Genomic DNA, 23,177 nt, shown 5'->3' on the forward strand with positions numbered 1-23,177 from the left:
ACTTTACAACATCTTGATCTAAGCTATTGCCAAAACCTTACCGATGCTGGATTGGCGCATTTGGCTCGTTTAACCGTTTTACAGTATTTAGGTCTAAGTGGATGCACTAATCTCACAGATACAGGATTAGTGCATTTGAGGCCTTTAGTGACTTTACAACATCTCGATCTAAGCTATTGTCAAAAAATCACTAACGATGGATTAGGGCTTTTTAAATCCTTAGCCGCTTTACAGTATCTCAATCTGAATCGTTGTAAAAAGCTCACAGATGCAGGATTAGCGCATTTGTCCCCCTTAGAGGCTTTGCAGCATTTAGATCTGTGGTGTACTAATATCACGGATGCTGGATTAGCGCATTTGTCCCCCTTAGGCGCTTTACAGTATTTGGGTCTAAGTGAATGCACTAATCTCACAGATGCAGGATTAACGCATTTGTCCCCCTTAGGGGCTTTGCAGCATTTAGATCTATGGCGTACTAATATCACGGATGCTGGATTAGCCCATTTGAAACCCTTAGTCACTTTAACGCATTTGAGTCTAAGTGAGTGTGATAATATCACGGATGCTGGATTAGCCCATTTGACATCCTTAGTCGCTTTACAACAATTAAATCTGAGCGGTTGTAAAAACCTAACGGATGCTGGATTAGCCCATTTGACACCTTTAGTGGCTTTGCAGCATCTAGAGCTGACTGGGTGCTATAATTTCACTGATGCTGGGTTAGAACGTTTTAAAACTTTAGCAACTTCACCCAATTTAATTTAAATATTGCGTGAGGTATGGTAATAAAGATTATAAACACCGAAGGCTATAGTAAAAAAGGCACACTTTAGTGCAAACTCTTTCTCTATAACTATATTAAAAAGCTAAATCTCGTTTCAATTTTTTTTGAAGCTGTAATAATCTATTCCAGCCAGCCTGTTTGAATTCAGCCTCTTAAGTCATGTGGGTAAACCAAAGCCATAAAAATATTTACAAAAAGTTCATGTAAATTTCAATTTAAAATACTATAAAACAAATTTTCAATTAAAAGAAGGCCCGAAGTATCTATTCTAATAGCGCGCTGTTTTTGCTCACACATAGAATCATAACAGGTGAATTAAATTGTTCGTCTTTTTCACAGCCGATCTCTTTTTTTGGATCAATAGAATAGGTGTTTGCATTTTGGTTCATTCATTTGTGAAAGAAAAGAAATTTAATCAAAAAATCATTTCAAAAAAAGTTCTTCTTCTCTGGTATCTTAATTGTAAATTAGATATAATAAGGGTCTTTTTAACAGCTAATTTGCCTTCTGGTATTAACTCAAACCTACATGCTATCGAATCTCAATTTTTTAATATTTTGCCGAGGTTACGATTTTGTTACATCACTTGTGAAAAATTAATAAATTACCAAACTATGCTTTTAAGCTAGCCTTCACAGGTAATTTTTTAAATACTAAAACCTGTTTCGATGTGTCATATAATGAAGTTACTTTTACAAAAGATGTTAGTAATCTCAACTTTCGTTAATAGTTAACTCAAAAAAAGTTTATTCAAAGGAGTCTTTATGTCTCAATCAGCCCCTCCAGATTCTGAACGTAAAAAAGCACTTGGCCTGGCCGTTTCTCAAATTAAAAAACAATTTGGTGAAGGTGCTATCATGTCTTTTGGCAAGCACTCTTCTGAAAAAGAAATGAGTGTGATTAAAACAGGTGCTCTTGCTCTGGATATCGCCTTAGGAATTGGCGGTGTTCCACGTGGACGCGTTGTAGAAATTTATGGACCTGAATCATCTGGTAAGTCAACTTTAGCTCTTCATATCGTAGCTAATGCTCAAAAAAATGGGGGGTTAGCTGCTTATATTGATGCAGAACATGCCCTTGACCCTAGTTATGCTGCTAAAATTGGTATTAATTTAGATGATTTGATGATTTCACAACCAGATAGTGGGGAAGAGGCTTTAAACATTGCAGAGATGCTTGCACGTTCTAACGCTGTAGACGTGATTGTTATTGACTCTGTTGCCGCTCTCGTTCCTAAATCTGAACTTGAAGGAGAAATTGGAGATCAATTCATGGGTCTTCAAGCTCGCATGATGTCACAAGCATTAAGAAAATTAACGGCCTCTCTCTCAAAAAGCAATACATGTGCTATTTTTATTAACCAAATTCGAGATAAAATAGGGATCGTTTATGGAAATCCAGAAACGACAACAGGGGGACGTGCCTTAAAATTTTACTCTTCGGTACGTTTAGATATTCGTCGTACAGGAGGAATTAAAGGACCAGATAATTCTGAAATTGGTAACCGGGTAAAAGTAAAAGTTAGTAAAAATAAAATGGCTCCTCCTTTTCAAATTGCTGAATTTGATATCTTATTTAATGAAGGTATTTCTCGTACAGGTTCTGCGATTGATATGGCAACAGAGTATAATATTGTTGATAAAAAAGGGGCCTGGTTTAGCTACAAAGGGCAACGCTTAGGTCAAGGAAGAGAAGCGGTCAGAGAAGAGTTTAAAAATAATCCAACGCTTTTAGAAGAAATAGAAGCGCTAATTTTACAACAGTATAAAGAAAATCGTTCCAAGCCCGCATCCAAAAAAACTTCTATCGGTGCTGCAATAGAAGAAATTGAAGGGGCATTGAACGAATAATTCGTTCTATCGATGTTGGATAAAGCTAATTCTTTATTCAGCATCGATTTAAAGGCTATACTTTGCATACCTCATGTATAACAGCCTTTTCTATCGTTTATAGCTAGAGTCATCTTGCGAATCAGGTTACTTCTCCCAAACTCACAAAACTCAAGAAAGAAGTTGTACTTGCTCAATAAGAAGGCAAGTTAAAGCTTGAAGATCTTCTGATTGAAGATCAAGCGCAGTTAGTGTTTGATTAAATTGATGAATTTCGTCATGAAATAATTGAGTCGCAGCTGGTTTACCGTAAACATTTGCAAAATTCATTGTGTGATCATGAAAGGAGTCTTGCTTCATGTCTCCCAAGTCATCGGCAATTTGAAAAGCCATTCCAAAGTGTCCTGCACATTTTTTCACAAGGGGCAATTTTTCCAAAACCCCTCCTCCAAAAATCCACCCTAAGACAAAAGAAATTTCAAATAACGTAACCGTTTTCTTTTCAATCACTTCTTTTAAAGTCTTTAAAGAAAGATTAGGAGGATTTAAATCTAAATATTGTCCCCCTGTTGCCCCTAAAATTCCCGTATTTTGCGCTGCATTTTCTAAAGCCAATACACATAAACGCTCTTTTTGATTAACGTAGGGGTGTGCACTATCTTTCAAAATCGCGGTATTCCGAGCTAAGCAGGCGTAGCCAGCGGCAATCAAAGTATAGGTCGCCAAAAGAGAAGTCGATTCCCCAAAAATTTTATGTAAGGTAGGAGCATTTCGCCGTTCATCATCGTTATCCATACAAGGCAAATCATCTGCAATCAAAGACGCTGTATGAAAGTATTCTACACATAAAGCAGCTTGTGAAACATCGACTTGAAAGCCAAGAGCTTTAGCAATCATCAAAACGAGAGCAGGTCTAAATCGTTTTCCACCATTTAGTAACGCATATTCACAAGCATCTCTTAATGGTGTTTTATCACCCAAACAATCCATATTATTTTGGATAATTTGTTCAACATGAGACTTATAAGGTTCTAAAATTGAACGAAAAGACGGTTTGGTTGTTTGCATAAAAGCTCAAATAAAAAAAGTATTTTGAAGGAATTCTGGCTGTTATTATAGGCAATAAAGCATTAATTGAATAGTGATACATTTTTTCTGGCGGTCAAGTTTTCTGAAAAAAAAGTTGTGCTGATGGCGAATTTATTTTCCAAAATTCCAGGTGATTAAAACAAGTTTTAAATTAATAAGAAGAAATTCGAACTTGAGAGCTAGGTTTGACGATAGAACGATGGGGAATCCAACCGCCGATATTTAAACAAGGGTAAGCTCTAACGTCCATTCCAATCAAAGAACCAGGATTTGTGACTGTATTGCAACCGATTTGACTTCTATCTCCAATAATCGCTCCAAATTTACGAAGCTGAGTATTGAAGTGTTGATGTTTATAAACAACAGAGACGGTTTGTTGATCTAATTTAAAGTTTGCACATTTCGTCCCTGCGCCTAAATTCACATCATGTCCTAAAATAGTATCTCCCACGTAAGCAAAGTGAGCTGCATGCGCACGATTTAGAAATAAGCTATTTTTGACCTCAGTATCATGCCCTATCACGCAATAGTCTCCTGTAATGACATGGCCTCTAATATAAGCGCCATGCCGAATCACACAATGATTACCAATCCAACAAGGACCTTGAATATAGGCGCCAGGCTCCACAATTGATCCTTCTCCAATAGTAATTTCTTCTGGACGAATTAAATAGGCTTGAGGAGAAATAGAACCTAAGAGCACACCTAATTTTAATTTCTTTAAATAAGAAGCTAATCGAGTTAAAATAATCCAAGGTGCCGGATCTTTTTCAAAAAGAGCGGTATGAGTGAAGGTAGAGAGATTGAAGAAATCAGAAGATTTAATATCCATAGATTGACGATTGTTTCCAAAGCACAGTTAATAAGATTCTAAATCTTCTCATGAAGCAAATAAGATTTCCACAGCTTTCTCTAAAGAAGAATATATTATATATAAAGTTCTTCTTCTTCTTTAGATGGTGTGGAAAAGTTGATAAGTAAGTGAATAATCGAGATAAATGCTCTGTTAATAATCTGTTTAAAACAAGTTGAAAAGTTAGGCTTTATTAACATAAAAAAAATCATCGACCTTTTATCAACGATGTTGCCAACATAAAAAGCGTACTTATGAACGCATTTTATTTGTGCAAAGATGGTATTTTTTCATTCATCCTTTCGCAGATAAGGTCGGATGATAATGAAAGTTTTTAGTGTTTCTAATCATCAGTATAACTATTTATTTTAAAGAAAAAATTCATGTTATTTCCCATTTCCAAACAAGCACTTTCTTGCCCTCATTTTGATTCGTGTGCCGGGTGCTCTCATCAGCTTTTTGTTGAACCACCCATTTGGCGTGAAGTGATTGAAAATTTTGAAGAAACATTAAATCCTGTTTTGCATCAAAGAGCGTTAACAGGTTGGAGATGTCGGGCGAAATTAGCTGTGAGAGGAACAAAACAAAATCCTATCATAGGATTATTTAAAAAAGGATCTCACGAAGCGCTAAATATCCCATTTTGTTTAGTTCATCACCCTCGCATTAATCAAGCGGTTACTATGATTCAAAACTGGATGGAAAGACATCAATTAAATCCTTATCAAGAGCACTCACAAGCCGGAGATTTGCGCTACTTACAATTTGTTGTTGAGCGAGCAAGTGGAAAAGTTCAAATAACGTTTGTTTTAAATTTTAAAGATTTTTCTTCGCCAGAATCCCAGATATGGCGCAAGCTTCTCCTAGAATTGGCTCAGGAAATGACAAATGTGTTTTGGCATTCTATTTGGGTAAATTTTAATCCCCATGCTACGAACACAATTTTTACAGACAAATGGGAGAAAGTGTGGGGTGAGCCTTATTTGTGGGAAAGTTTTGATGGTGTCAAAATTTGTTTTCAACCCTCTAATTTCGCTCAAGCTAACCTTGATCTTTTTGAAAAGCTGTTAAAAAAAGTAAAATCATGGGTTCGGGAGAAGGCTAAAGTTGTCGAGTTTTTTGCAGGAGTGGGAACAATTGGGTTGTCTGTTGCCGCAAAATGTACTTGGATTAAATGTGAAGAAATCAATCCTCACTCCAAAGAGTGCTTTTACTACGCAAAGCAACAATTATCTAGTGAAATTAGCCAAAAAATTATGTTTTATACAGGATCTGCGGATGAAAATTTAAATCTACTACAAGGTGCTGATACTGTGATTGTAGACCCTCCAAGAAAAGGATTGAGTCGAAAGTTTATCGAAGGTTTAACGCAATCTTCTGTCGATCAATTGATCTATGTAAGTTGTGGATGGGATTCTTTTAAAAAAAATAAGGAGACACTTATTTCTCAAGGATGGAATCTAAAAAAATTAGAGGGGTATAGCCTTTTTCCTGGTAGCGAACACATTGAATTATTGACTCTTTTTGAAAGATGAGTTTTTGAGATAAGCAAACATGGATTCAGTGAAACTTTAAAAAATTTATTAAATGTTGATTGAAATGACAACTAAAGTTTGATACAAATCGATAAAACGAATTAATTCATGGAAAAAATGGAAAATTTTGCGCCCATGCTTTCGCATGGTGAAATTTTATTACGTTTAATGTTAGCTGCAACAATGGGCGGTTTAATCGGCCTAGAACGAGAACGCACAAGTTGGTTTGCTGGTCTCAGGACGCATATGTTAGTTTGTATGGGATCGAGTTTATTGATGATTGTGTCTCAATATGGATTTAATGATGTGTTAAGGTCGCAATTAATCGTTTTAGATCCCTCACGTGTGGCTGCTCAAGTCGTCAGTGGAATTGGATTTCTGGGTACTGGCACTATTTTATTTTGGAAAAATACGATTAAAGGATTAACGACTGCAGCTAGCTTATGGGCTGTTGCTGCGGTTGGCCTTTCTATTGGAGGAGGTCTTTATTTAGCCGCTATTTCCATGACGGTGATGATTTTTATTGTTTTAGCATGTGTCAAACCATTGGAAAACTATTTATTTAAAAAAAAGTTTTTTAAAGAAATTCGATTTACAATGAAACCCACAGTTTCTATTTCATCTATTGAAGATGTTTTAATTAGGATGCAGTTGCGATTAGATTTAACTAATTTTCAAATTGAATCAGAAGGTGAAAAGGAGTTGGTTCGATTATATTTTAAATCTGTTTCTAATATTAATACTTTATCCGTTTTAGAAGCTCTAAAAGAGCTTCCAGGTATCGAAACAATTGAAGTGATCGAATAAATTTGATCCTGATTTTGGCATGCTCTATAAACCTATTTTATTTTCTCCAACGTGATCAATTGATAAAATAAATCTGGAAACAAATTTAAAATCTAAAGTTGAAGATACTTCAGTGTGAAAGACTTTAAGAAGTTTTTTAGTCGAGATTATAGTCTATATAGACTATTCAGGGAATTGTTTCGTATTTGTTGCCCAAAACCTAATTTATTCGATTTGACATTACCTCATAATTAAGTCCATTTTAAAGTAAAAAACTTACTATCTCAACAGCAACTGATCCGTTACTATTTTATTTCAGTTTAACTGCTTTAATCTTAGCTGCAAAAGTTAAACCTGGTGCAGAGACCTTCGCAAATATCAAGGATAGATTAAACCCTAAATTGAATGTCCCTTGGAAATTACAACGTTACACTAATCTTTTAAATCAAATCCAAAAACTTGGAAAAAAGGAATTTGATATTTTATTTGATCAAGATCTAGTCAAAGAACTTCCTAAACCATTTTCTTTTCAACTTAGAAATAGTAAGGACTGTAATATGGTTCATTAGCTCCTTCTCAAACTCCATATGAAGATTGCCAAGAAATTTTTGTTCCCACTCTTAGGAATATTTTAAAGGTGTTCTCTCAATTAAATTCTGAAAAAATTAAATAAACTTCAGTTAAACATAGTCTTGAGAGTGCTTCATTCAATGTTTCAAAAACTATATTAATATTTGGTAATTAGATATAGCGTCCATAAAGGAATAAAACTGATTTTTGAAAAAGTAATTTTGAAAGTTAAGTAATATGTTTATTCAAAATCAATTTTAAACCAACCAGCTAAATAACAAATAGCAATTAGGAATATAGGCTTATCGATTTGAGTTGTGAAAATTGAGATTTTGGCTGAAAAGTTTTTGTATACTATATCCATTGATTAAAATCTCAATTTTCACAGATGAGTATGCAACAATAGATTAATTATCAAATTTGATGCGTTGAATAAATGCTAAAAATCACAAACAAACGCAGGATTTGGCTTCATGAACTTGTCTTTTAGGTTTTTTTCTTTGTTTTTGCTTCTCAGTAATGACCATTTAGATTATTAATTCGAAGCAAAAACAAGGCCTCAAGCAAAATTTTCTCTACTATTGGGCATATGAATTCCAAATTGTTTTAAGACGATTTACATAATCTGCTTCTTCTTTATGAAGCTCTTCCAATGCCTTTTCAGCTAAATTTATTTTATCAAAATAAATTTCTGTTTCTTGCTTTTCTTTTTCGTCATTTTTAAGCTTTGCTTCTAGTTCTTGAATATCTTCTTCATCTCGCTGTTCCTCTTTATTAGCTTCTAGTATGGCGTTATCTTCCTCAATGATCTCCTGGTACTCTTTTATTCGATTTACTAATTTCATGAGAACTTCCTGGATTTTTCTTTTTTCCAATTTATGATTAGAGGCCATTTGAACGTCATCTAAGCTTGGTAAAATAACTTGAATATATTCACTGTGAGTGCGATCTTTAACTAATTTCAATAAACTTTGCATAATCAAAACGCGTGTGTTCCAATAACGATCTTCATTTTTTACAACGTTCTGAACAACTTTAGTATCAGGTAATATTTTTAGTACTGTATTTACTGTTTTTGAAACCCTATCCTCATCTTTGCAACGCAAAAGATTAGCGAGAGCTTTGGTGGCTAACATTCGGACATTATCCGAAACTTCAGAATCTTTATTTTTAATCAAATCCAAGAAAATGGTGGCTAAACATATAGTGTATTCTTTTCCTTTTTCTTGGAAATTTTTGAGTCTCACTTCAATAATATCTTTAAAGTCTCTTTGTTTTTTAATACCTGCAGAAAGCCAGCGTAGCTCCAGAACAGGAGGATACCATTCATAAACCCAATCTTTCTTAGCTTCTTTAAGGAATCCTTTAGAACCTTTTAGAACCCCAAAAAATGAAGTTCCTTCAGCTGATTCTCCAATATCAAGCAAATGACCAGAATATCTCTTCAAAGCACTCTTGACAACTTTTAAGCATTTTGCTGCCTGCTCTGCACAACGATATTCAAATCGTGCGCCAATTTCATTTTCTGGCAAAAGAGAAAGTATAGCTGTAGAATTTTCAATCATTGCATTTCGGGTTTTTTTTAAAATTGCCAAAGAGTCTTGACGATGATAATATTGAAAACAGGTGAGCTCTATGAAGATTCGATATACTTTGCTAAGAGATTTAAGTAAAGCTTCAGTATGCTGAACGATCTCCAAAGAAAGAGTGTCATTTAATACACAAACAACAGGTAAGATATTCTTTTTAATAATTGGCTTTTTGTTAATTTCGGCAATTAATAATTTGAGACCTTCTTGGTAAAGGCTACTTGCCTCTTGTTTTGCCTTCTTATAGTCAAACTGTCCCTCTGTTAGACAACTATTAATACTATAAGCTCCTTCTGTTACGGACTGAAGACTAGTACTATTTATCATAAAAACCTCTCCCTTTAATAAAAACTTTGTTTAAAAATTTTCTAATTTTAAGCAAATTATCTTAAAATTTTTTTTATTTATTCATATAGTCCCGATAAGAAAAAAGCTCCCCATCGATCAGGTCTTTCTCGTGCTTTTTCAATGCCCACTAGCATGGCTTTTTGTAAGGCTTGAGCCTTATTGAGTTTTTCCACCTCTATACCTAAGAGGTGGCGATAAAACGTTTCGACCATCTGAAGGGTTAGATCACTATCTGGCAGTCGCCAATAAGTTGCAATCGTTGATAACGCTCCAGCGGCGAGAAAGGACCAGACAGGGCCGACACTTCCTTCCTCGTGAAGTTTACCTCTGCCAGAGAAACAGGCGCTCATAAAAACCAATTCTGCTCGAAGAGCAAGCACCGCAATTTCTTGTGCATGAAGATAGCCTTGGGGATGACTTTCGTCAGGAGTTAGCTTGAAAAGGCCTTCGAAAACAGAATGGGGATCAAGTTTTTCATCCGGCTTTTTGCCTGTCGATCCATGACAGGCCAGATGAATCCAACGCGCATCTGGTATTCCCTCGACAACGTGTTGAACTGTAGCGCTGTCTTGTAAGAGAATTCTTTCTGGAGCTGTTTTAAGCAGAGGGGCGACAATTGTTCGAGCTTCTTTTTCTGCAAACTTTAGTTGGCTTCCGGACGTGTTGGGATTTCCAATAACGAGAGAGTCTTTGGAAAAGTCTTTAGGAAGTTGATCCAATAATGTTAGGGCTTGAATCGAGGGGGCAATCGAAAGTGGATGTTTTTCAATCAAATAGGTTCCCTCTTTGTCTAAAAATGCGGCGAAGGGAATTTGAGCGAGATAACCATCGGGAATAATGGTGACGACTTGTTGGGGGTCTTTAGGGAAATAGGATTCAATTGGCGCAATAAGTATTTCATACCAATTCTTAAGGCGTTTTTTAAAAGTTTGCGAATTTGAGAGATGAGTATTCTCCTCTGACTCCCCACGAGTTAGCTCTTCTAGAAAAGATGACAATGGTGTTTTAACAGTTCTTGCCTCTGCAATAAAAGGAAATGTTTGAAAAAGTTTATTCGTTTCTTTAACTTCTTCTGTCAAAATTCCAAGAGGCAACGGCTGGCAGATGATTTCGCCGTCAGAAGGGATAATCCATACGGTAATGCTGTCTGTACTTTCGGAAGCAAACGAGTAAACGATCAAGCAAGTGTTCATTTTGTGGGCAAGAGCTTGCATTTCCTGGATTGTGGCTCCAGGAGTTAAAAAATCATCCTTTTGAAGCTGAATTTTTTTTGTAAGAGCAGAGACTAAGGCTCGCGAACGTCTAAAATCTGTGATTTGCAAGGCTTCCTCAGTTTTCCCCTGTTTTAAGAGAAGATGCTCCAGGCTTAAAAGTGTACTTGCTTGCTCTTCAAAAAAAGTAATCTGCCACTGACTATGACTTTTAAGCTCTTGATGTAATGCATCAGAAATGGCGATGCTTTTGCGATAATTTTCTTCTGCTAGCCCAAGATCAGACTCTTTATATATTATCCCTAAATTATGATAACCTAATGCTTCGTTAAGGCGATCTTTTGATGCTTGAGATAAGCAAATAAATTTTTCAATGCATTGAATCGCCTGCTCTTTGTTTCCCAGAGCATCATAACATAGACCTAGGCCAAGGAGAATGCCTTTTTTCGTATCTTGATTACCAATCTTATTGGCTTCTTTATAATATTCAATTGCTTCAGAAAACCTACCGGAGGAAAAAAGAATCTGGCCAAAATTTTTTAAAAAATTGGCTCGATTAGGGTCACCTTTTAAGATTTCTGATGCTTTGTGATAATATTTTATGCCCTCAGAATAATTTTTTTCATCACAAAAGGCACTGCCGAGATTGGCATATGCTACTCCCAAGTCGTTTAAATCAACATCTGCTTTTTCAGCGAACTTTACCGCTTGCGTACAATAATCGATTTTTCTCGCGTGATCTCCAAGCGCACCATAAATGGTTCCCAGGATTCCTAACGCGGAAAATTTAATTCCTTGTGCTTGAAATTCATCTACTTGAACTGACGGATGTTGGATTAGCTCTAAAATTTTTTCTGCATGGTAAATAGCTTTTCCATATCGACCAAAATTTTTAAAAAATGTGGCTAATTTTTGATGAACTATCATTGCCATAAGAGGGTGGTTACCTTGAGGAAGAATTTCAAGCGCTTTTCCATAGGCTTCTTCTGCTTCTTTGTACTGTTTGGCCCTAGCATGGGCTTCACCGATCCCAGAGTAGATTAAAGCTTGTTCAGTTTTTTCTTCTGTTAGTTTCAGTGTGGCTTGATAATATCGAATCACCTCTTCATTATTACCTATGTGAGTATAAACATCTGCAAGGGCGCCAAGAAACTGCTTTTCAATTTCAGAATCTTGTAACGTTTGTGCTATAGTCAGAGCTTTTTGATAAAAAGGAAGCGCGAGCTCATTTTTTCCTTGCGCTACGTAAAGATAACCTAACTTTTTTAAAGAAATAAATATCGCATCATGATCACTCAACTCGACCGCTATTTTTAATACCCTTTCACTATGATCAATAGCCATTGAATACCGTCTAAGAAGTTGATTCCAGTCTGCAAGATTTCCATGCATCTGCATGATTTTAACAAGAAACTCTTCTTTCTGGGATGTTTTCGGAAGTTCTTGTATTAAAAAATTTAAAATAATTTCTGCATGGAAAATGGCGCGAGGAAAATCTTTTTGGATCCCGTAAAAATCTGCTATGATTTCTAAAAGTGTTAAAGATATTTCTCCGCTTTTATGAATGGCAGATTTTTGTTCCTCAATTTCTTTTGCGACAGCTTCAGGTAGGGGTTCGAAAAGCCTTAAAACAAGCTTTTCTAAATTTGTTGGAATAGACTTGTCAATTTTTTCCTCACTAGCTAATTGATTAAGGCTGTCTTTCCAGCGCTCCATATGGCTTAGAATGGCGTTTTTATTTTGAATTAGGAGGTTAGCGCAGTGATTGCCAAATTCGAGATGGGGAAGCAACCATAGATGCTCTAGGATACTTTGATAGATCGAGCAGATAGGAATGAACAAATTAAGTTCATTTGATTTTAATTTTGTTTCCATGATTTCACTGACGATTTCTTCTAAATGAATTAACTGTTGAGCTTGATCATGCTGAATATCGTACAAAAATGTTGCAAAATCGAAAACAGGCGCTATCCTCTCTACTATTAAATTTTGAATCTCTTCTATCTCTAATTTTAGCAGGCGACATAAACATTCACGTTGGACACCTATGTCTTCTAATTGATTGATCTCTTCGAGGAGCAATTTGGCACTGACGAATATATCCTCTTCCGAATTGGATTTTGTGTTATAGGCCTCAATTAAACCTTTTACATGATCTAATAGGGATAGTGTGGGTAGAAGGGGATAATGAAGATAGTAGGGAGTGCTAAATTTAACTGACTCTACGTGCATAGCTCAATTCCTTAAAAAAATAAAATGTTAAAAATATTTTTATTTTATGAAAATAAATAATCAAGCTATAAACGGCTAAAGTAAAATTTTATTTTAGAATAGAGAAATTTAAGAACAATAACGCTTAATAATTTTATTACTGATAAGTATGTATAAAATCATATTGAGTATATATGTATAGTTGAAAATACAATTTTAGCTGAAATCTTTATAAACCATTTTTCTGACTATAAGTTAGTTAGGTAAGGTGAAAATTCTTTTAACTTATTTATTCATATAGTCCTGATAAGAAAAAAGCTCCCCATCGATCAGGCCTTTCTCGTGCTTGCTCAATGCCTACTAGCGTGGCTTTTTGTAAGGCTTGAGCTTTATTGAGTTTTTCCATCCCTATGCCTAAAAGGTGGCGATAAAACGCCTCGACCATTTGAAGCGTCAACTCTGTGTCTGGCAGTCGCCAATAAGTTGCAATCGTTGACAACGCTCCAGCGGCGAGAAAGGACCAAACAGGGCCGACAATTCCCTCTCCGTGAGGTTTGCCCCTGCCAGAGAAACAGGCGCTCATAAAAACCAGCTCTGCTCGAAGACTTAGCATCGCGATCTTTTGTGCATAAAGATATCCTTGAGGATGCTCTTCATCGGAGGTAAGCTTGAAAAGCCCTTCGAAAACAGAATGGGGATCAATTTTTTCATCAAGTTTTTTGCCTGTCGATCCATGACAGGCAAGGTGAATCCAGCGTGCATCTACCATTCCCCCGACGACGCCATGAACAGTAGCCTTGTCTTGTAAGAGGATTTTTTCTTGAGCTGTTTCAAGTAGAGGAGCGACAATTGTTTGAGCTTCCTTTTCCGCAAACTTTAGGCTGCGTTCAGATGTGATAGGATTCCCAATGACGAGAGAATCTTTGGGAAAAACTTTAGGCAGTTGATCCAATAATGTTAGGACTTCAATCGAGGGAGCAATCGAAAGTGGATGTTTTTCAATCAAATAGGTTCCCTCTTTGTCTAAAAATGCCGCGAAGGGTATTTGAGCAAGATAACTGTCGGGAATAATGGTCACCACTTGTTGAGAGTCTTTAGGAAGATAAGATTCAATTGGCGCAATAAGTATTTCATACCAATTCCTAAGGCGATTTTTAAAATTTTTCAAAGTTTCTGTGTTAAGACTATCACTAGATTCTCCTCGAGTTAGTTCTTCTAGAAAATCTGACAATGGTGTTTCAATAGTTCTTGCCTCAGCAATAAAAGGAAAGGTTTGAAAAATCTGTGTTGCTGCTTTAACCTCTTCTGTCAAAATTCCAAGAGGCAGCTTCTGGCAGATGATTTTGCCCTGAGAAGGAATAATCCAAACGATTATATTGTTCATGTCTTCAGGAGAAAGAGAATAAACAATAAAGCAAGTGTTCAGCTTTTGGGCTGTAGCTTGCATTTTTCGGGTTGTGATTCCGAAAGGCAATGAGTTGTCCTTTTGACACTTGAATTTTTCTGTAAGGGCAGAGACTAAAGCGCGCGAGCGTCTAAAGTCTGTAACTTGCAGAGCTTCCTCAATTCTCTTTTGCTTTAAGAGAAGGGTTTCCAGTCTTAAAAGCGGCAGCACTTGCGATTCAAAAAAGGTAATCTGCCAGTGACTATGATTTTTTAACTCTTGATGTAATAAAACATAAATTTCAATGCTTTTGCGATAACTCATCTCTGCTAGATTAGGATCAGACTTTCTATATAGTTGTCCTAAATGATAATAACTTATCGCTTCGCTGTGGCGATCTCCTGACGCTTGAGATAAACAAATAGATTTTTCGATGCTTTTTATTGCCTCATCTTTATTTCCGATGGCTTCATAGCATAAACCTAGGCCATTGAAGCTAAATTTTTTTATCTCTGAATTGCCGATCGCATTTGCTTCATTATAATATTTAATTGCGTCAGCAAACCTAATGGAGAGAAAAAGAGTCTGTCCTAAATTTACTAAAATTTTGGCTCGTGTAAAAGCCTCTTTTATCATTCCTAATGCTTTGATATAATACCTTATACTCTCAGGATAATTTTCCATATGGCAATATGTACTACCTAAATTGGCATATGCTATTCCCAAAAAAGCTGGAAAAAAATATGCTTTCTTAGCAATCTCTAAAGCTTGCATTTTATAATCAAGTTCTTTTTTGTAATCTCCAATATTACCATAAATGCTTCCAAGTACTGTTAAAGCATTAAATTTAGGCCTAATTGCTTCCGAATCCTCTTTTTGAATTGATGGATGTTGGAGTAGCCCTAAGATTTTTTCAGCCTGGGAAATAGCTTTTCCATATCGGCTAAAATCATTAAAAAAAGCGGCTAAGTCCCCATGAATTTTTATTTCGGCAAGAAAGTTATTTTGTGGAAGAATCTTAAGTGCCCTTTGATATGCCTCTTCAGCTGGCTGATAGCGTTGAGAGTTAGCATGGGCTTGGCCTATTCCAGTGTAAATCAAGGCTTGTGTGGACTGGTCTTCTGTCAAATTCAATGCAGCTTGAAAACATGAAATTGCCTCATCATTTTTATCAATGACAAGATAAGCATGTGCAAGATCGACAAAAGCTAGGCTTTCACTTTTAGGATCTTGTAGCGATTTGGCGATAACTTGAGCTTCTCCATAAAGAGGAAGCGCTTGCCCACCTTCTCCTAGCTCCAAGTAAATTTTACCCATATTCCTTAAATAAATAAATATGGCATAAGGATCATCCAACTCGCGCGCTATTTTCAATGCCTTTTTATTGTAATCAATAGCCATTGGATACTCGTTAAGAAGTTGATACCATCTTGCCAGATGTCCATGAATGTGCATGATTTTAACAAGAAACTCTTCTTTCTGGGATGTTTTCGGAAGTTCCTGTATTAAAAAATTTAAAAGAATTTCTGCATGGAAAATGGCGCGAGGAAAATCTTTTTGGATCCTGTAAAAATCTGCTATGATTTCTAAAAGTGTTAAAGATATTTCTCCGCTTTTATGAGTGACAGATTTTTGTTCCTCAATTTCTTTTGCAACATCTTCAAGTAAGGGTTCGAAAAGCCTTAAAATAGCCATTTCTAAATTTTTTGGAATAAAACGACTAATTTTCTCCTCGCTAGCCAATTGATCAAGGCTGTCTTTCCAGCGCTCCATCTTGCTTAGAATAGCGTTTTTATTTTGAATTAGGAGGTTAGCGCAGTGATTGCCAAATTCGAGATGGGGAAGCAACCAGAGATGCTCTAGTACACTTTGATATAGCACGCAGATAGAAACTACAAAATTAAGTTCGTTAGATTTTAACTTTGCTTCCATGATTTCACTGATGATTTCTTCAAGATGAATTAACTGTTGAGCTTGATCATGCTGAATGTCATAGAAAAGCGTTTTAAAATCAAAAAGAAGCGCTACTTCTTCTACTATTAAATTTTGGATCTCTTCTATCTCCAATTTTAGCAAGCGGCATAAACATTCACGCTGGACACCTATGTCTTCTAATTGTTTGATCTCTTCAAGGAGTAGTTTGGCACTGATGGCTATATCCTCTTCTGGATTGGATTTTGTTTTATACGCCTCAATTAAACCTTTTACATGATCTACTAGGGATATTGTGGGCAGATGGGGATAGTGAAGATAGTAGGGTGTGCTAAATTTAGCTGACTCTACATGCATAAGCTCAACTCTTCAATTAAATAAAATGTTAAAAATATTTTTATTTTAAAAATAAATAGCCAGATTTTAAAGAATAGCATGATTTTCTACTTTCTGTTGGAACTTTTTTGTGGGGTAATGTCAGATTTTTGCAATGCTGAATGGTTAAAAGTGCTACGAGGAGACGTTTTGCTTGGAGTTGTTAGCGATTGTTGCATTTGAGAAATTTGCAAAAAATGCTTCAACTTACAGGTTTAGGAGAGCAAGTGGGGTCAGGATTTTTTAAAATATATAAAAAAATTGGGATGACCATCATTGGAAAAATCCTGAATTAATGGAAAAATTTGAATTTAATCAAACTGTGCTTATACGGTGATAACTCTATTTCACTAACAGAAAATGTCGTTTTTCAATTAAAAGAAGAATTGAGAAAAAAGTTGAATGGAGTGAGTATCATAACTTGATCGTAGAAGATTTGTTTATTAGCAAACAACCCGCTCAATTTATGGATGAAAACCATGCAAAGATAGTTTCTGAAGCAATTAGAAATCTATCAATAGCACATGGTAAACCAGCACTTATTGTTATTGACACTCTAGCACGAAATTTTGGTGGTGGAGATGAAAATAAAACTCAAGACATGAACAAATTTATTTTTTCTATCGACATGTACATAAGACTTCCTTTTTCATGCTGTGTACTCATCGTCTATCACACTGGGCATAATGAATAAGGATCGAGCGAGAGGGGCTATGGCTTTAAAGGGTGCTTTGGATGCGGAATATTGTGTTAAGAAAAAGCATGAATTGATTTCAATGACCGCTACAAAAATGAAGGAAACTGAACTCTCCCTTCTCCCATTTCGTTTCGCTTGGTTCCTATTAGTATTGACGTTGTAGATCACAAAGGAAAAAAATTCAAGTCGCTGTTCTTGAGCCTAAATGTGCTGTGGTGAAATGCGACGTTGCGGTGCTCCATTTTCATGATTTTTCATTTATTGAAGCTGGTAGCCTTATACTTTTATCGGCTAAAGATAATGATGAATCGATACCAAAAGGTTTCTTATATCGGTTCGATATTTTTAGATCAACTTGGTGTTCAATTTAAGCTACCGATTGATTTTTGTTAGGAGATCCGAAAACAATGACGGAAGAGCTTCAACATTCTCTTTGCGTAAATTTTTTAAATACTCACTCCAAAAACTTTGCATACGGATAATTTCATTCTCTTGAAAAGAAATGGGCAAAAGTAACTTTGTTTCTCGATGTTCGAATACAATCTGAATGACGTTCTCTAGGCTCTTAAATGAGGGAAGTGCAGATAATGCTATCATAGAATAGATGTCATGAAAATCCTTCATACGACTATTGAAAGATCCTCGGTATATGATAGTCTCTAACTTTTCAGCAAAGATGAATTCTTTCGGATAGCAAGCTAGTTCGACGCTGTCTTCAAAAAAATCACCTTTTGAGTAATTTGTGAGTCTAATTTTATATTCAATAGGCTCAACAATATCTCCAAAGCCGATATCTATTGCGACCTTAAATCGTGTACGACCAAAATAAGCCATTATAGAAATTTCAACGCCTGGATAACCCATGTGAGGATGGGTTAATTCGCTAGCCTTGACTTCTTTAAAGATGAATTCATCATTGAGGTCGATCCCCGCAATTTCTTCAAAAACAACCTGCAAAGATGAGACTTGATTGCTGATTTTTTTAGCTAAAAAATCCAAATCGGTTGTTTCTCTGCCAATTTCTAGGTGTCTAGACAGGAGGGCACCGCCCTTCAATACAAATTGAGCACGATATTTTGAACTAGCTAAGCGGACAAGGAAGCGTTCTAATGTCAGAGATTGCCAAAGATCGGCAGGATCTCGATTTTTTTCTTTTGCGATAGTTCTAAGTTTAGCTTTAAATGATTTTTCTAAGTCTGTTGTCTGTCATGTCGTACAAGATAAGATGTAAGGAGTGATATCCACTCGTAATTTTTTAGCATAAGCGCCCAATTTTTTCAGATCTGCCTTATTGGCAGTATTTTTTAAGTAATTTTTAAGAGCTTTGATAGCGATTTCTTTACTAAGGTAGCGGAAAGCATCAATAATGCAACGTTCTTGATTAAAAATCTTTACCTTATATTCCCCTAAAACAATTTCACTGTTTCCCAGAGAAATGTTACGCATTCTAATGATTTTTGTATTTGGCCTTTTAGGAGCATAGGATTCATGAGGAATAGCTATCCAAATTTCTCTCATTACCTGATCTGTCAATTCATAGTAGCAAAGAGCAGAAATCAGGCAGATGACTCCTTCTGGAATACTCGCTGCTATTAACCCTAAGTTTTCCCATTGAAAGTCCACTTCAGGTTCATACTCGCTAAAGCGATATGTCCCTGGGTAAATTCTTTCTAAGATACCTTTTTTGACTAAATAAGCGATGGCGTGTCTTGGCACATTCAGATCAGCAGCTTGTTCGGCTGTGAAGAAGGGAATATGTTGAAAAGGCTCAAGCTGTTTAGCGTATTTTGAATGTCTCATAACTTAATTCTACAAAATCTACCCAATTCAGTCAAATGGGTAGTTTTTATATATTTTTAGGAGGGAATAGTCTTTATTCATATTTTCCCTTAAATAATCAAAAGAAATAGACAGTCTCCAAAAAATATAAATTTTTTGTTAGAGAGATTTAGCATAAATACCTCATATCTTGGATTGCATCATTCACCACCTATCTACCACCTGCACCTGCGCTAAAAACACAAAAGGCAATCTCAACGAGATTGCCTTTAAGTAATTGATATAAAAGAATCTGGGTGAGAAGATTTGAACTTCCGACCCCTTGCACCCCATGCAAGTGCGCTAGCCAAGCTGCGCTACACCCAGATAAAAGATTATATTTTGATGAGACCTTCAAATTGGAGTTTAGTTTCGAACATTCTGACTGCCTATGCGTTGATTGTTTTTAGCTCATAAGTCTTTCTAAATTCTTCCATGCAAAGATCATCTAGCGCTATGAAGACACTATTTATAATGGTCTTCTCTCCATTTTTAGGATTCATAATAATTGAACAATCAGCACCAAACAATTTCAAGATTGCCACCAATTTCCTAGTGGGGAGCCCGCACAATATCGTATCATCAAGCATCTTTCACATTTCGTTTTAGTTCGACACCAAGAGGGCTATAATCCCAAAAATTGCTTAATCCTCCATAAATTTTAGAAGATTAAAAAATAAAACCACGTAGCTTACACAGCCTAACCAGTTTTTCCATTTTTCCTACAGTTTTAACTTCAGCCCTATAAATTCCTTTCATTCTCAGAGATTTGAAATAATAATAAATACTTTACAGATGTTTAATTGAATCAAAATTTAATCAAAAACTTTTCCTCTTTTCACTCAATTTCTTAAATCAAATAACAAAATCCGGCAAAATCCGGCAAATGTGTTGCCGGATTTTGCCGGATTTTGCATAATTTTAGAAAAATAAAGTAGGTTTTATGGATATTGAAATTCTTATTAAACAGCCTGAATCAAAGATATTAGAATTTAAAAGCGACCTTTCTTCCCTAACGCCTATTCTTAAAACTATTGTTGCTTTTGCTAATACGGCGGGAGGAATTATCATTATTGGATGCTCTACATCGAGAGTTATTACCGGAATAAAAAATATTTTTAAGGAAGAAGAAAGGCTTGCTAACGCAATTTCAGACAGTATTCATCCTCCTCTTCTTCCAGAAATTGAAATCACCACCATTGAAGGAAAAGATTTATTAATCATAAAAGTGGCTCATTGGAAAGGTCCTTTTTATCTTAAAAAAGAGGGAATACCTAAGGGGGTTTATATTCGTTTAGGATCAACAAGCCGTCCGGCTGGACCAGAGTTATTAGATGAATTGCAGCGCTCTTTTTTATCTCTTTCTTTTGATCAACAGCCTTTGCCTGATTTGACAAAAGATAGTTTAAATTTAGAAAAAATTGAGCAAATCTTCGCAAGTCGAGGCAAACACATTAACAAAGATAAATTACAATCTTTAGGCATATTAGTTCCATATGCTAGAAATTTAGTTCCTTCAATAGGCGGGCTTATTTTGTTTGGCAAAATTAACGAATTAAACCACTATTTCCCGGATGCAAAGGTAAACTGTGCTCGGTTTATAGGAGATAATAAATCAAATATTTTAGATCGTTTGGAAATAGAAGGCACCATTTTAGATGCTATTGAATCCGTTCCTAAATTTATCGCTCGTAATACAAGATTAACTGCTCAAATTGAAGGAATTCGTCGTAAGGATATTACTGAATATCCGCCTGTAGCTATCCGGGAAGTATTAATTAATGCGCTTGTTCATAACGATTATTCCATTAAGGGAGCTCATATTCAAATCGCCATTTTTAATAATCGTTTAGAAATCCAAAACCCAGGAATGCTTCCTTTTGGATTTACTATGGAAGATCTAAAGATGGGAGTGAGCCGAGTACGCAATCGAGTGATCGCACGAGTATTTCATGAATTACAACTTATGGAAGCTTGGGGAAGTGGTTATAGACGTTGTGTAGAAGAATGCAAATCTGAGAATTATCCAATGCCAGAATGGATAGAATTAGGGGCAGCTGTACGTGTGACATTTTACCCTCATCAAAAAACATTTATCAAAGAATTACGAAAAACAGAGCAAAAACCCCTTCATGATTTACTTAAAAGACAGAAAGCGATAATAGCTTTATTCCAACCAGGGCAACAATTATCATTTCGCGAAATTTTTAAACAACTTTCCGAATCAATTCCTGAGCGCACTTTAAGATATGACCTTGCCATTTTGCGAGATAAAAAATTATTAACCTCAAAAGGGAAAGGACGAGCGATTGTATGGCAATTAATCAATTAATTTTCCTATAATCAATAGCTCTTATTGCTTACCAAAATTAAAATAAAGCCTACTCTAAGAAAATTTTGTTTCTTTAATACTTCAATTTAAGTGATATTACCCGCCACATATCCGCCACGCAGGCTTAAAAATACAAAAAGCATTCTATTTGAGATTGCCCTTAAGTAATTGAATGAAAAGAATCTGGGTGAGAAGATTTGAACTTCCGACCCCTTGCACCCCATGCAAGTGCGCTAGCCAAGCTGCGCTACACCCAGATAAAAGATTATATTTTGATGAGACCTTCAAATTGGAGTTTAGTTTCGAACATTCTGACTGCTATACGTCCACATTCTTCGATAATTTTTTCTAAAGGATCTCCAGCATGTACATTGGCTTGACTAATATCTACACTAATAGAAGAGCTAAATGTCACTCCTCCTTTCATTCCTTTTACGCGGAAATTAGCGAACATACCATCTTTTTTCTTTGTAATGCTAATAAATCGAACAACATTATTTTCAGCTATATCCATGGTGATTTTAACCTATAAAATGGTCAATATTATAAATGGAATAATCATTCTAGTCAATCTTGATCAAATATTCGTTTGCATCACAGGCAAAAGCAGAAAAAATTTTGAGATAAGGGGCTGGAATTTTTTTAGGTTTATAGATGGCAATTAAATCCATATTATCATTTGTTTTTTGGTAAGTTAACGAAGCAATCAAATGATGGTAGATAGGATCTACAATTTTAAATTGTTTATCTTTCGGATATAAAATTGCTATTGCTATAAGTTTTTTAGCTTCGTTATAAAAATTAAATTGGGCTGCTTCTTGAGTAAAAAACTTTCCTTCAATAAAACCAATGAGGCGATTATCAATATCAAATAAGTCGATAGCTGTACCCCAACTAAAAAAAGTTCCTAGACTAATGAGTCGACAAATCCCCTTTGCTTCATATAATCCAAAACGATTATATAAGTCATATTCGGTAGTTAAATGAAAAACACTTTTTACAACAGTTCCAACAGGCTGTTTCTGCCAAGTCATGTCAAAAATTGTTGAAAAAGTGTGCTCTTCTCTGGAAACTTGATAATAAGATTCGCTTTCTAGACTATATATAGATTTGTGTAAGCCTAATATCAAGATAGTGAATAGATAAATCCATTTATTTAACATATTATCTTTACAAAATAAAAATTATAATGATTTTTACTTTTGAGATTAACATTTTATATGAATAAAGAAAATTATTAAATTTATTTACAAATGGATTATCAAATGAGTCAGGAATGCTAAATTATAATATTTATTTTTAATGTTTAAAGACTTCGTGTATATCAAAAGGCATAGGTATTCAATAAAGGTTTTGTCTTTGAATTAGTTAGCACAAAATAATTAATTATTAAAACAGATCGTTCAGAAGCGCTTTATGATTTGGTAGAGGTAAAATTTTTAGTTAATTTAGGGATAGCTTTAATTCTTTTTAGGGAAGAAAAATTTCTGAGTTTGTTCAAAGCTAAGTAAAGAGGTAGAGAATTAAAAAAGTTTATTATGAAAAATTTTCGCCAACTCGTTTGAATCCTATAAAATTGATAAAGAAACAATTCTCGTCAGCTAAAAAGCAGTAATATTTTTCATGTAAGAGTAAGAAATTTGGAAAATTCCATTGGCAAACTTCTCATGTAGTTGTTTTATCCTCAAAATAAATTTTGGATTATGAAATACCTGTTGTCTCACATGGTTACTAGACTTGGTCCATTAGGAGCACTCATGCTAGCTTTTAAAGTTTTTTTGTAGCCTTGACCTAACATTCCCTTTTTTCCGATTAATTAATTTTTCAATTCCTT

Annotated in this window: 15 protein-coding genes and 2 tRNA genes; 6 read left to right on the forward strand and 11 right to left on the reverse strand. The window is 35.3% G+C overall.

Annotated elements, in window-relative coordinates; translation table 11 throughout:
• Both TY19_RS02600 and recA read left to right on the forward strand, forming a co-directional pair.
• On the forward strand, positions 1-765 hold a 765-nt coding region (locus TY19_RS02600), incomplete at its 5' end, for a leucine-rich repeat domain-containing protein (RefSeq protein WP_445082242.1).
• A gap of 783 nt (positions 766-1,548) precedes the next feature.
• Positions 1,549-2,634: a recombinase RecA gene (gene recA / locus TY19_RS02610; protein ID WP_039360964.1), complete on the forward strand. Its 1,086-nt coding sequence runs from the start codon at positions 1,549-1,551 to the stop codon at positions 2,632-2,634.
• Positions 2,635-2,784: 150 nt separating this feature from the next.
• On the opposite strand, the gene TY19_RS02615 is transcribed toward recA, so the two are convergent.
• Both TY19_RS02615 and TY19_RS02620 read right to left on the reverse strand, forming a co-directional pair.
• A complete protein-coding gene (locus TY19_RS02615) occupies positions 2,785-3,681 on the reverse strand; it encodes a polyprenyl synthetase family protein (protein WP_042279899.1) in 897 nt (298 codons plus the stop codon).
• Between the two features lie 172 nt (positions 3,682-3,853).
• Complete coding sequence (locus tag TY19_RS02620) at positions 3,854-4,534, reverse strand: acyltransferase (protein WP_042279901.1); 681 nt, start codon at positions 4,532-4,534, stop codon at positions 3,854-3,856.
• Between the two features lie 404 nt (positions 4,535-4,938).
• Here TY19_RS02620 and TY19_RS02625 point away from each other — a divergent pair, with 404 nt between their 5' ends.
• On the forward strand, positions 4,939-6,090 hold the full coding sequence (locus tag TY19_RS02625; protein ID WP_042279903.1) for a class I SAM-dependent RNA methyltransferase: 1,152 nt from the start codon (positions 4,939-4,941) through the stop codon (positions 6,088-6,090).
• A gap of 117 nt (positions 6,091-6,207) precedes the next feature.
• On the forward strand, positions 6,208-6,897 hold the full coding sequence (locus TY19_RS02630; RefSeq protein WP_042279905.1) for an MgtC/SapB family protein: 690 nt from the start codon (positions 6,208-6,210) through the stop codon (positions 6,895-6,897).
• Between the two features lie 1,127 nt (positions 6,898-8,024).
• Here the strand turns inward: TY19_RS02630 and TY19_RS02635 are convergent.
• From TY19_RS02635 to TY19_RS02645, 3 genes are all read right to left on the reverse strand, one after another.
• The gene (locus TY19_RS02635; RefSeq protein ID WP_226988468.1) at positions 8,025-9,041 is read right to left on the reverse strand and encodes a hypothetical protein; all 1,017 of its coding nucleotides are present in this window, start codon (positions 9,039-9,041) and stop codon (positions 8,025-8,027) included.
• A 398-nt stretch (positions 9,042-9,439) separates the two neighbouring features.
• Positions 9,440-12,826, reverse strand: a complete 3,387-nt coding sequence (locus TY19_RS02640) for a CHAT domain-containing protein (RefSeq protein WP_042279910.1) — start codon at positions 12,824-12,826, stop codon at positions 9,440-9,442.
• Positions 12,827-13,094: 268 nt separating this feature from the next.
• Entirely contained in the window at positions 13,095-16,478 is a 3,384-nt protein-coding gene (locus TY19_RS02645; protein ID WP_042279913.1) for a CHAT domain-containing tetratricopeptide repeat protein, read from the reverse strand.
• A gap of 403 nt (positions 16,479-16,881) precedes the next feature.
• Here TY19_RS02645 and TY19_RS11525 point away from each other — a divergent pair, with 403 nt between their 5' ends.
• Entirely contained in the window at positions 16,882-17,190 is a 309-nt protein-coding gene (locus TY19_RS11525) for an AAA family ATPase (RefSeq protein WP_226988469.1), read from the forward strand.
• A gap of 375 nt (positions 17,191-17,565) precedes the next feature.
• On the opposite strand, the gene TY19_RS02655 is transcribed toward TY19_RS11525, so the two are convergent.
• From TY19_RS02655 to TY19_RS02665, 3 genes are all read right to left on the reverse strand, one after another.
• Complete coding sequence (locus TY19_RS02655; protein WP_079979206.1) at positions 17,566-18,354, reverse strand: nucleotidyl transferase AbiEii/AbiGii toxin family protein; 789 nt, start codon at positions 18,352-18,354, stop codon at positions 17,566-17,568.
• Between the two features lie 45 nt (positions 18,355-18,399).
• Positions 18,400-18,993: a type IV toxin-antitoxin system AbiEi family antitoxin domain-containing protein gene (locus TY19_RS02660; RefSeq protein ID WP_042279918.1), complete on the reverse strand. Its 594-nt coding sequence runs from the start codon at positions 18,991-18,993 to the stop codon at positions 18,400-18,402.
• Positions 18,994-19,263: 270 nt separating this feature from the next.
• Positions 19,264-19,338: transfer RNA gene (locus TY19_RS02665), tRNA-Pro, on the reverse strand.
• 616 nt (positions 19,339-19,954) lie between these two features.
• On the opposite strand from TY19_RS02665, the gene TY19_RS02675 reads away from it, so the two are divergent.
• On the forward strand, positions 19,955-21,343 hold the full coding sequence (locus TY19_RS02675) for an AlbA family DNA-binding domain-containing protein (protein ID WP_042279922.1): 1,389 nt from the start codon (positions 19,955-19,957) through the stop codon (positions 21,341-21,343).
• 182 nt (positions 21,344-21,525) lie between these two features.
• On the opposite strand, the gene TY19_RS02680 is transcribed toward TY19_RS02675, so the two are convergent.
• The 3 genes from TY19_RS02680 to TY19_RS02690 all read right to left on the reverse strand — a co-directional run bounded on the left by TY19_RS02680 (position 21,526) and on the right by TY19_RS02690 (position 22,506).
• Positions 21,526-21,600, reverse strand: a tRNA-Pro gene (locus TY19_RS02680).
• Between the two features lie 8 nt (positions 21,601-21,608).
• Entirely contained in the window at positions 21,609-21,857 is a 249-nt protein-coding gene (locus tag TY19_RS02685; protein ID WP_011176551.1) for a hypothetical protein, read from the reverse strand.
• Between the two features lie 49 nt (positions 21,858-21,906).
• Positions 21,907-22,506: a hypothetical protein gene (locus TY19_RS02690; protein ID WP_042279924.1), complete on the reverse strand. Its 600-nt coding sequence runs from the start codon at positions 22,504-22,506 to the stop codon at positions 21,907-21,909.
• Between the last annotated feature and the right edge of the window lie 671 nt (positions 22,507-23,177).

It is taken from the genome of Candidatus Protochlamydia sp. R18 (genome assembly GCF_000648255.1).
In the GTDB taxonomy this organism is placed as follows: Bacteria; Chlamydiota; Chlamydiia; order Chlamydiales; family Parachlamydiaceae; genus Protochlamydia; species Protochlamydia amoebophila.

What these genes read in the sequence shown, in the direction of transcription:
- TY19_RS02630 (WP_042279905.1), top strand. Translation starts at nt 6,208, where the DNA reads ATGGAAAATTTTGCGCCCATGCTTTCGCATGGTGAAATTTTATTACGT.
- TY19_RS02640 (WP_042279910.1), bottom strand. Translation starts at nt 12,826, where the DNA reads ATGCACGTAGAGTCAGTTAAATTTAGCACTCCCTACTATCTTCATTAT.
- TY19_RS02660 (WP_042279918.1), bottom strand. Translation starts at nt 18,993, where the DNA reads ATGAGACATTCAAAATACGCTAAACAGCTTGAGCCTTTTCAACATATT.
- TY19_RS02685 (WP_011176551.1), bottom strand. Translation starts at nt 21,857, where the DNA reads ATGGATATAGCTGAAAATAATGTTGTTCGATTTATTAGCATTACAAAG.
- TY19_RS02625 (WP_042279903.1), top strand. Translation starts at nt 4,939, where the DNA reads ATGTTATTTCCCATTTCCAAACAAGCACTTTCTTGCCCTCATTTTGAT.
- TY19_RS02690 (WP_042279924.1), bottom strand. Translation starts at nt 22,506, where the DNA reads ATGTTAAATAAATGGATTTATCTATTCACTATCTTGATATTAGGCTTA.
- recA (WP_039360964.1), top strand. Translation starts at nt 1,549, where the DNA reads ATGTCTCAATCAGCCCCTCCAGATTCTGAACGTAAAAAAGCACTTGGC.
- TY19_RS02615 (WP_042279899.1), bottom strand. Translation starts at nt 3,681, where the DNA reads ATGCAAACAACCAAACCGTCTTTTCGTTCAATTTTAGAACCTTATAAG.
- TY19_RS02675 (WP_042279922.1), top strand. Translation starts at nt 19,955, where the DNA reads ATGGATATTGAAATTCTTATTAAACAGCCTGAATCAAAGATATTAGAA.
- TY19_RS02645 (WP_042279913.1), bottom strand. Translation starts at nt 16,478, where the DNA reads ATGCATGTAGAGTCAGCTAAATTTAGCACACCCTACTATCTTCACTAT.
- TY19_RS02620 (WP_042279901.1), bottom strand. Translation starts at nt 4,534, where the DNA reads ATGGATATTAAATCTTCTGATTTCTTCAATCTCTCTACCTTCACTCAT.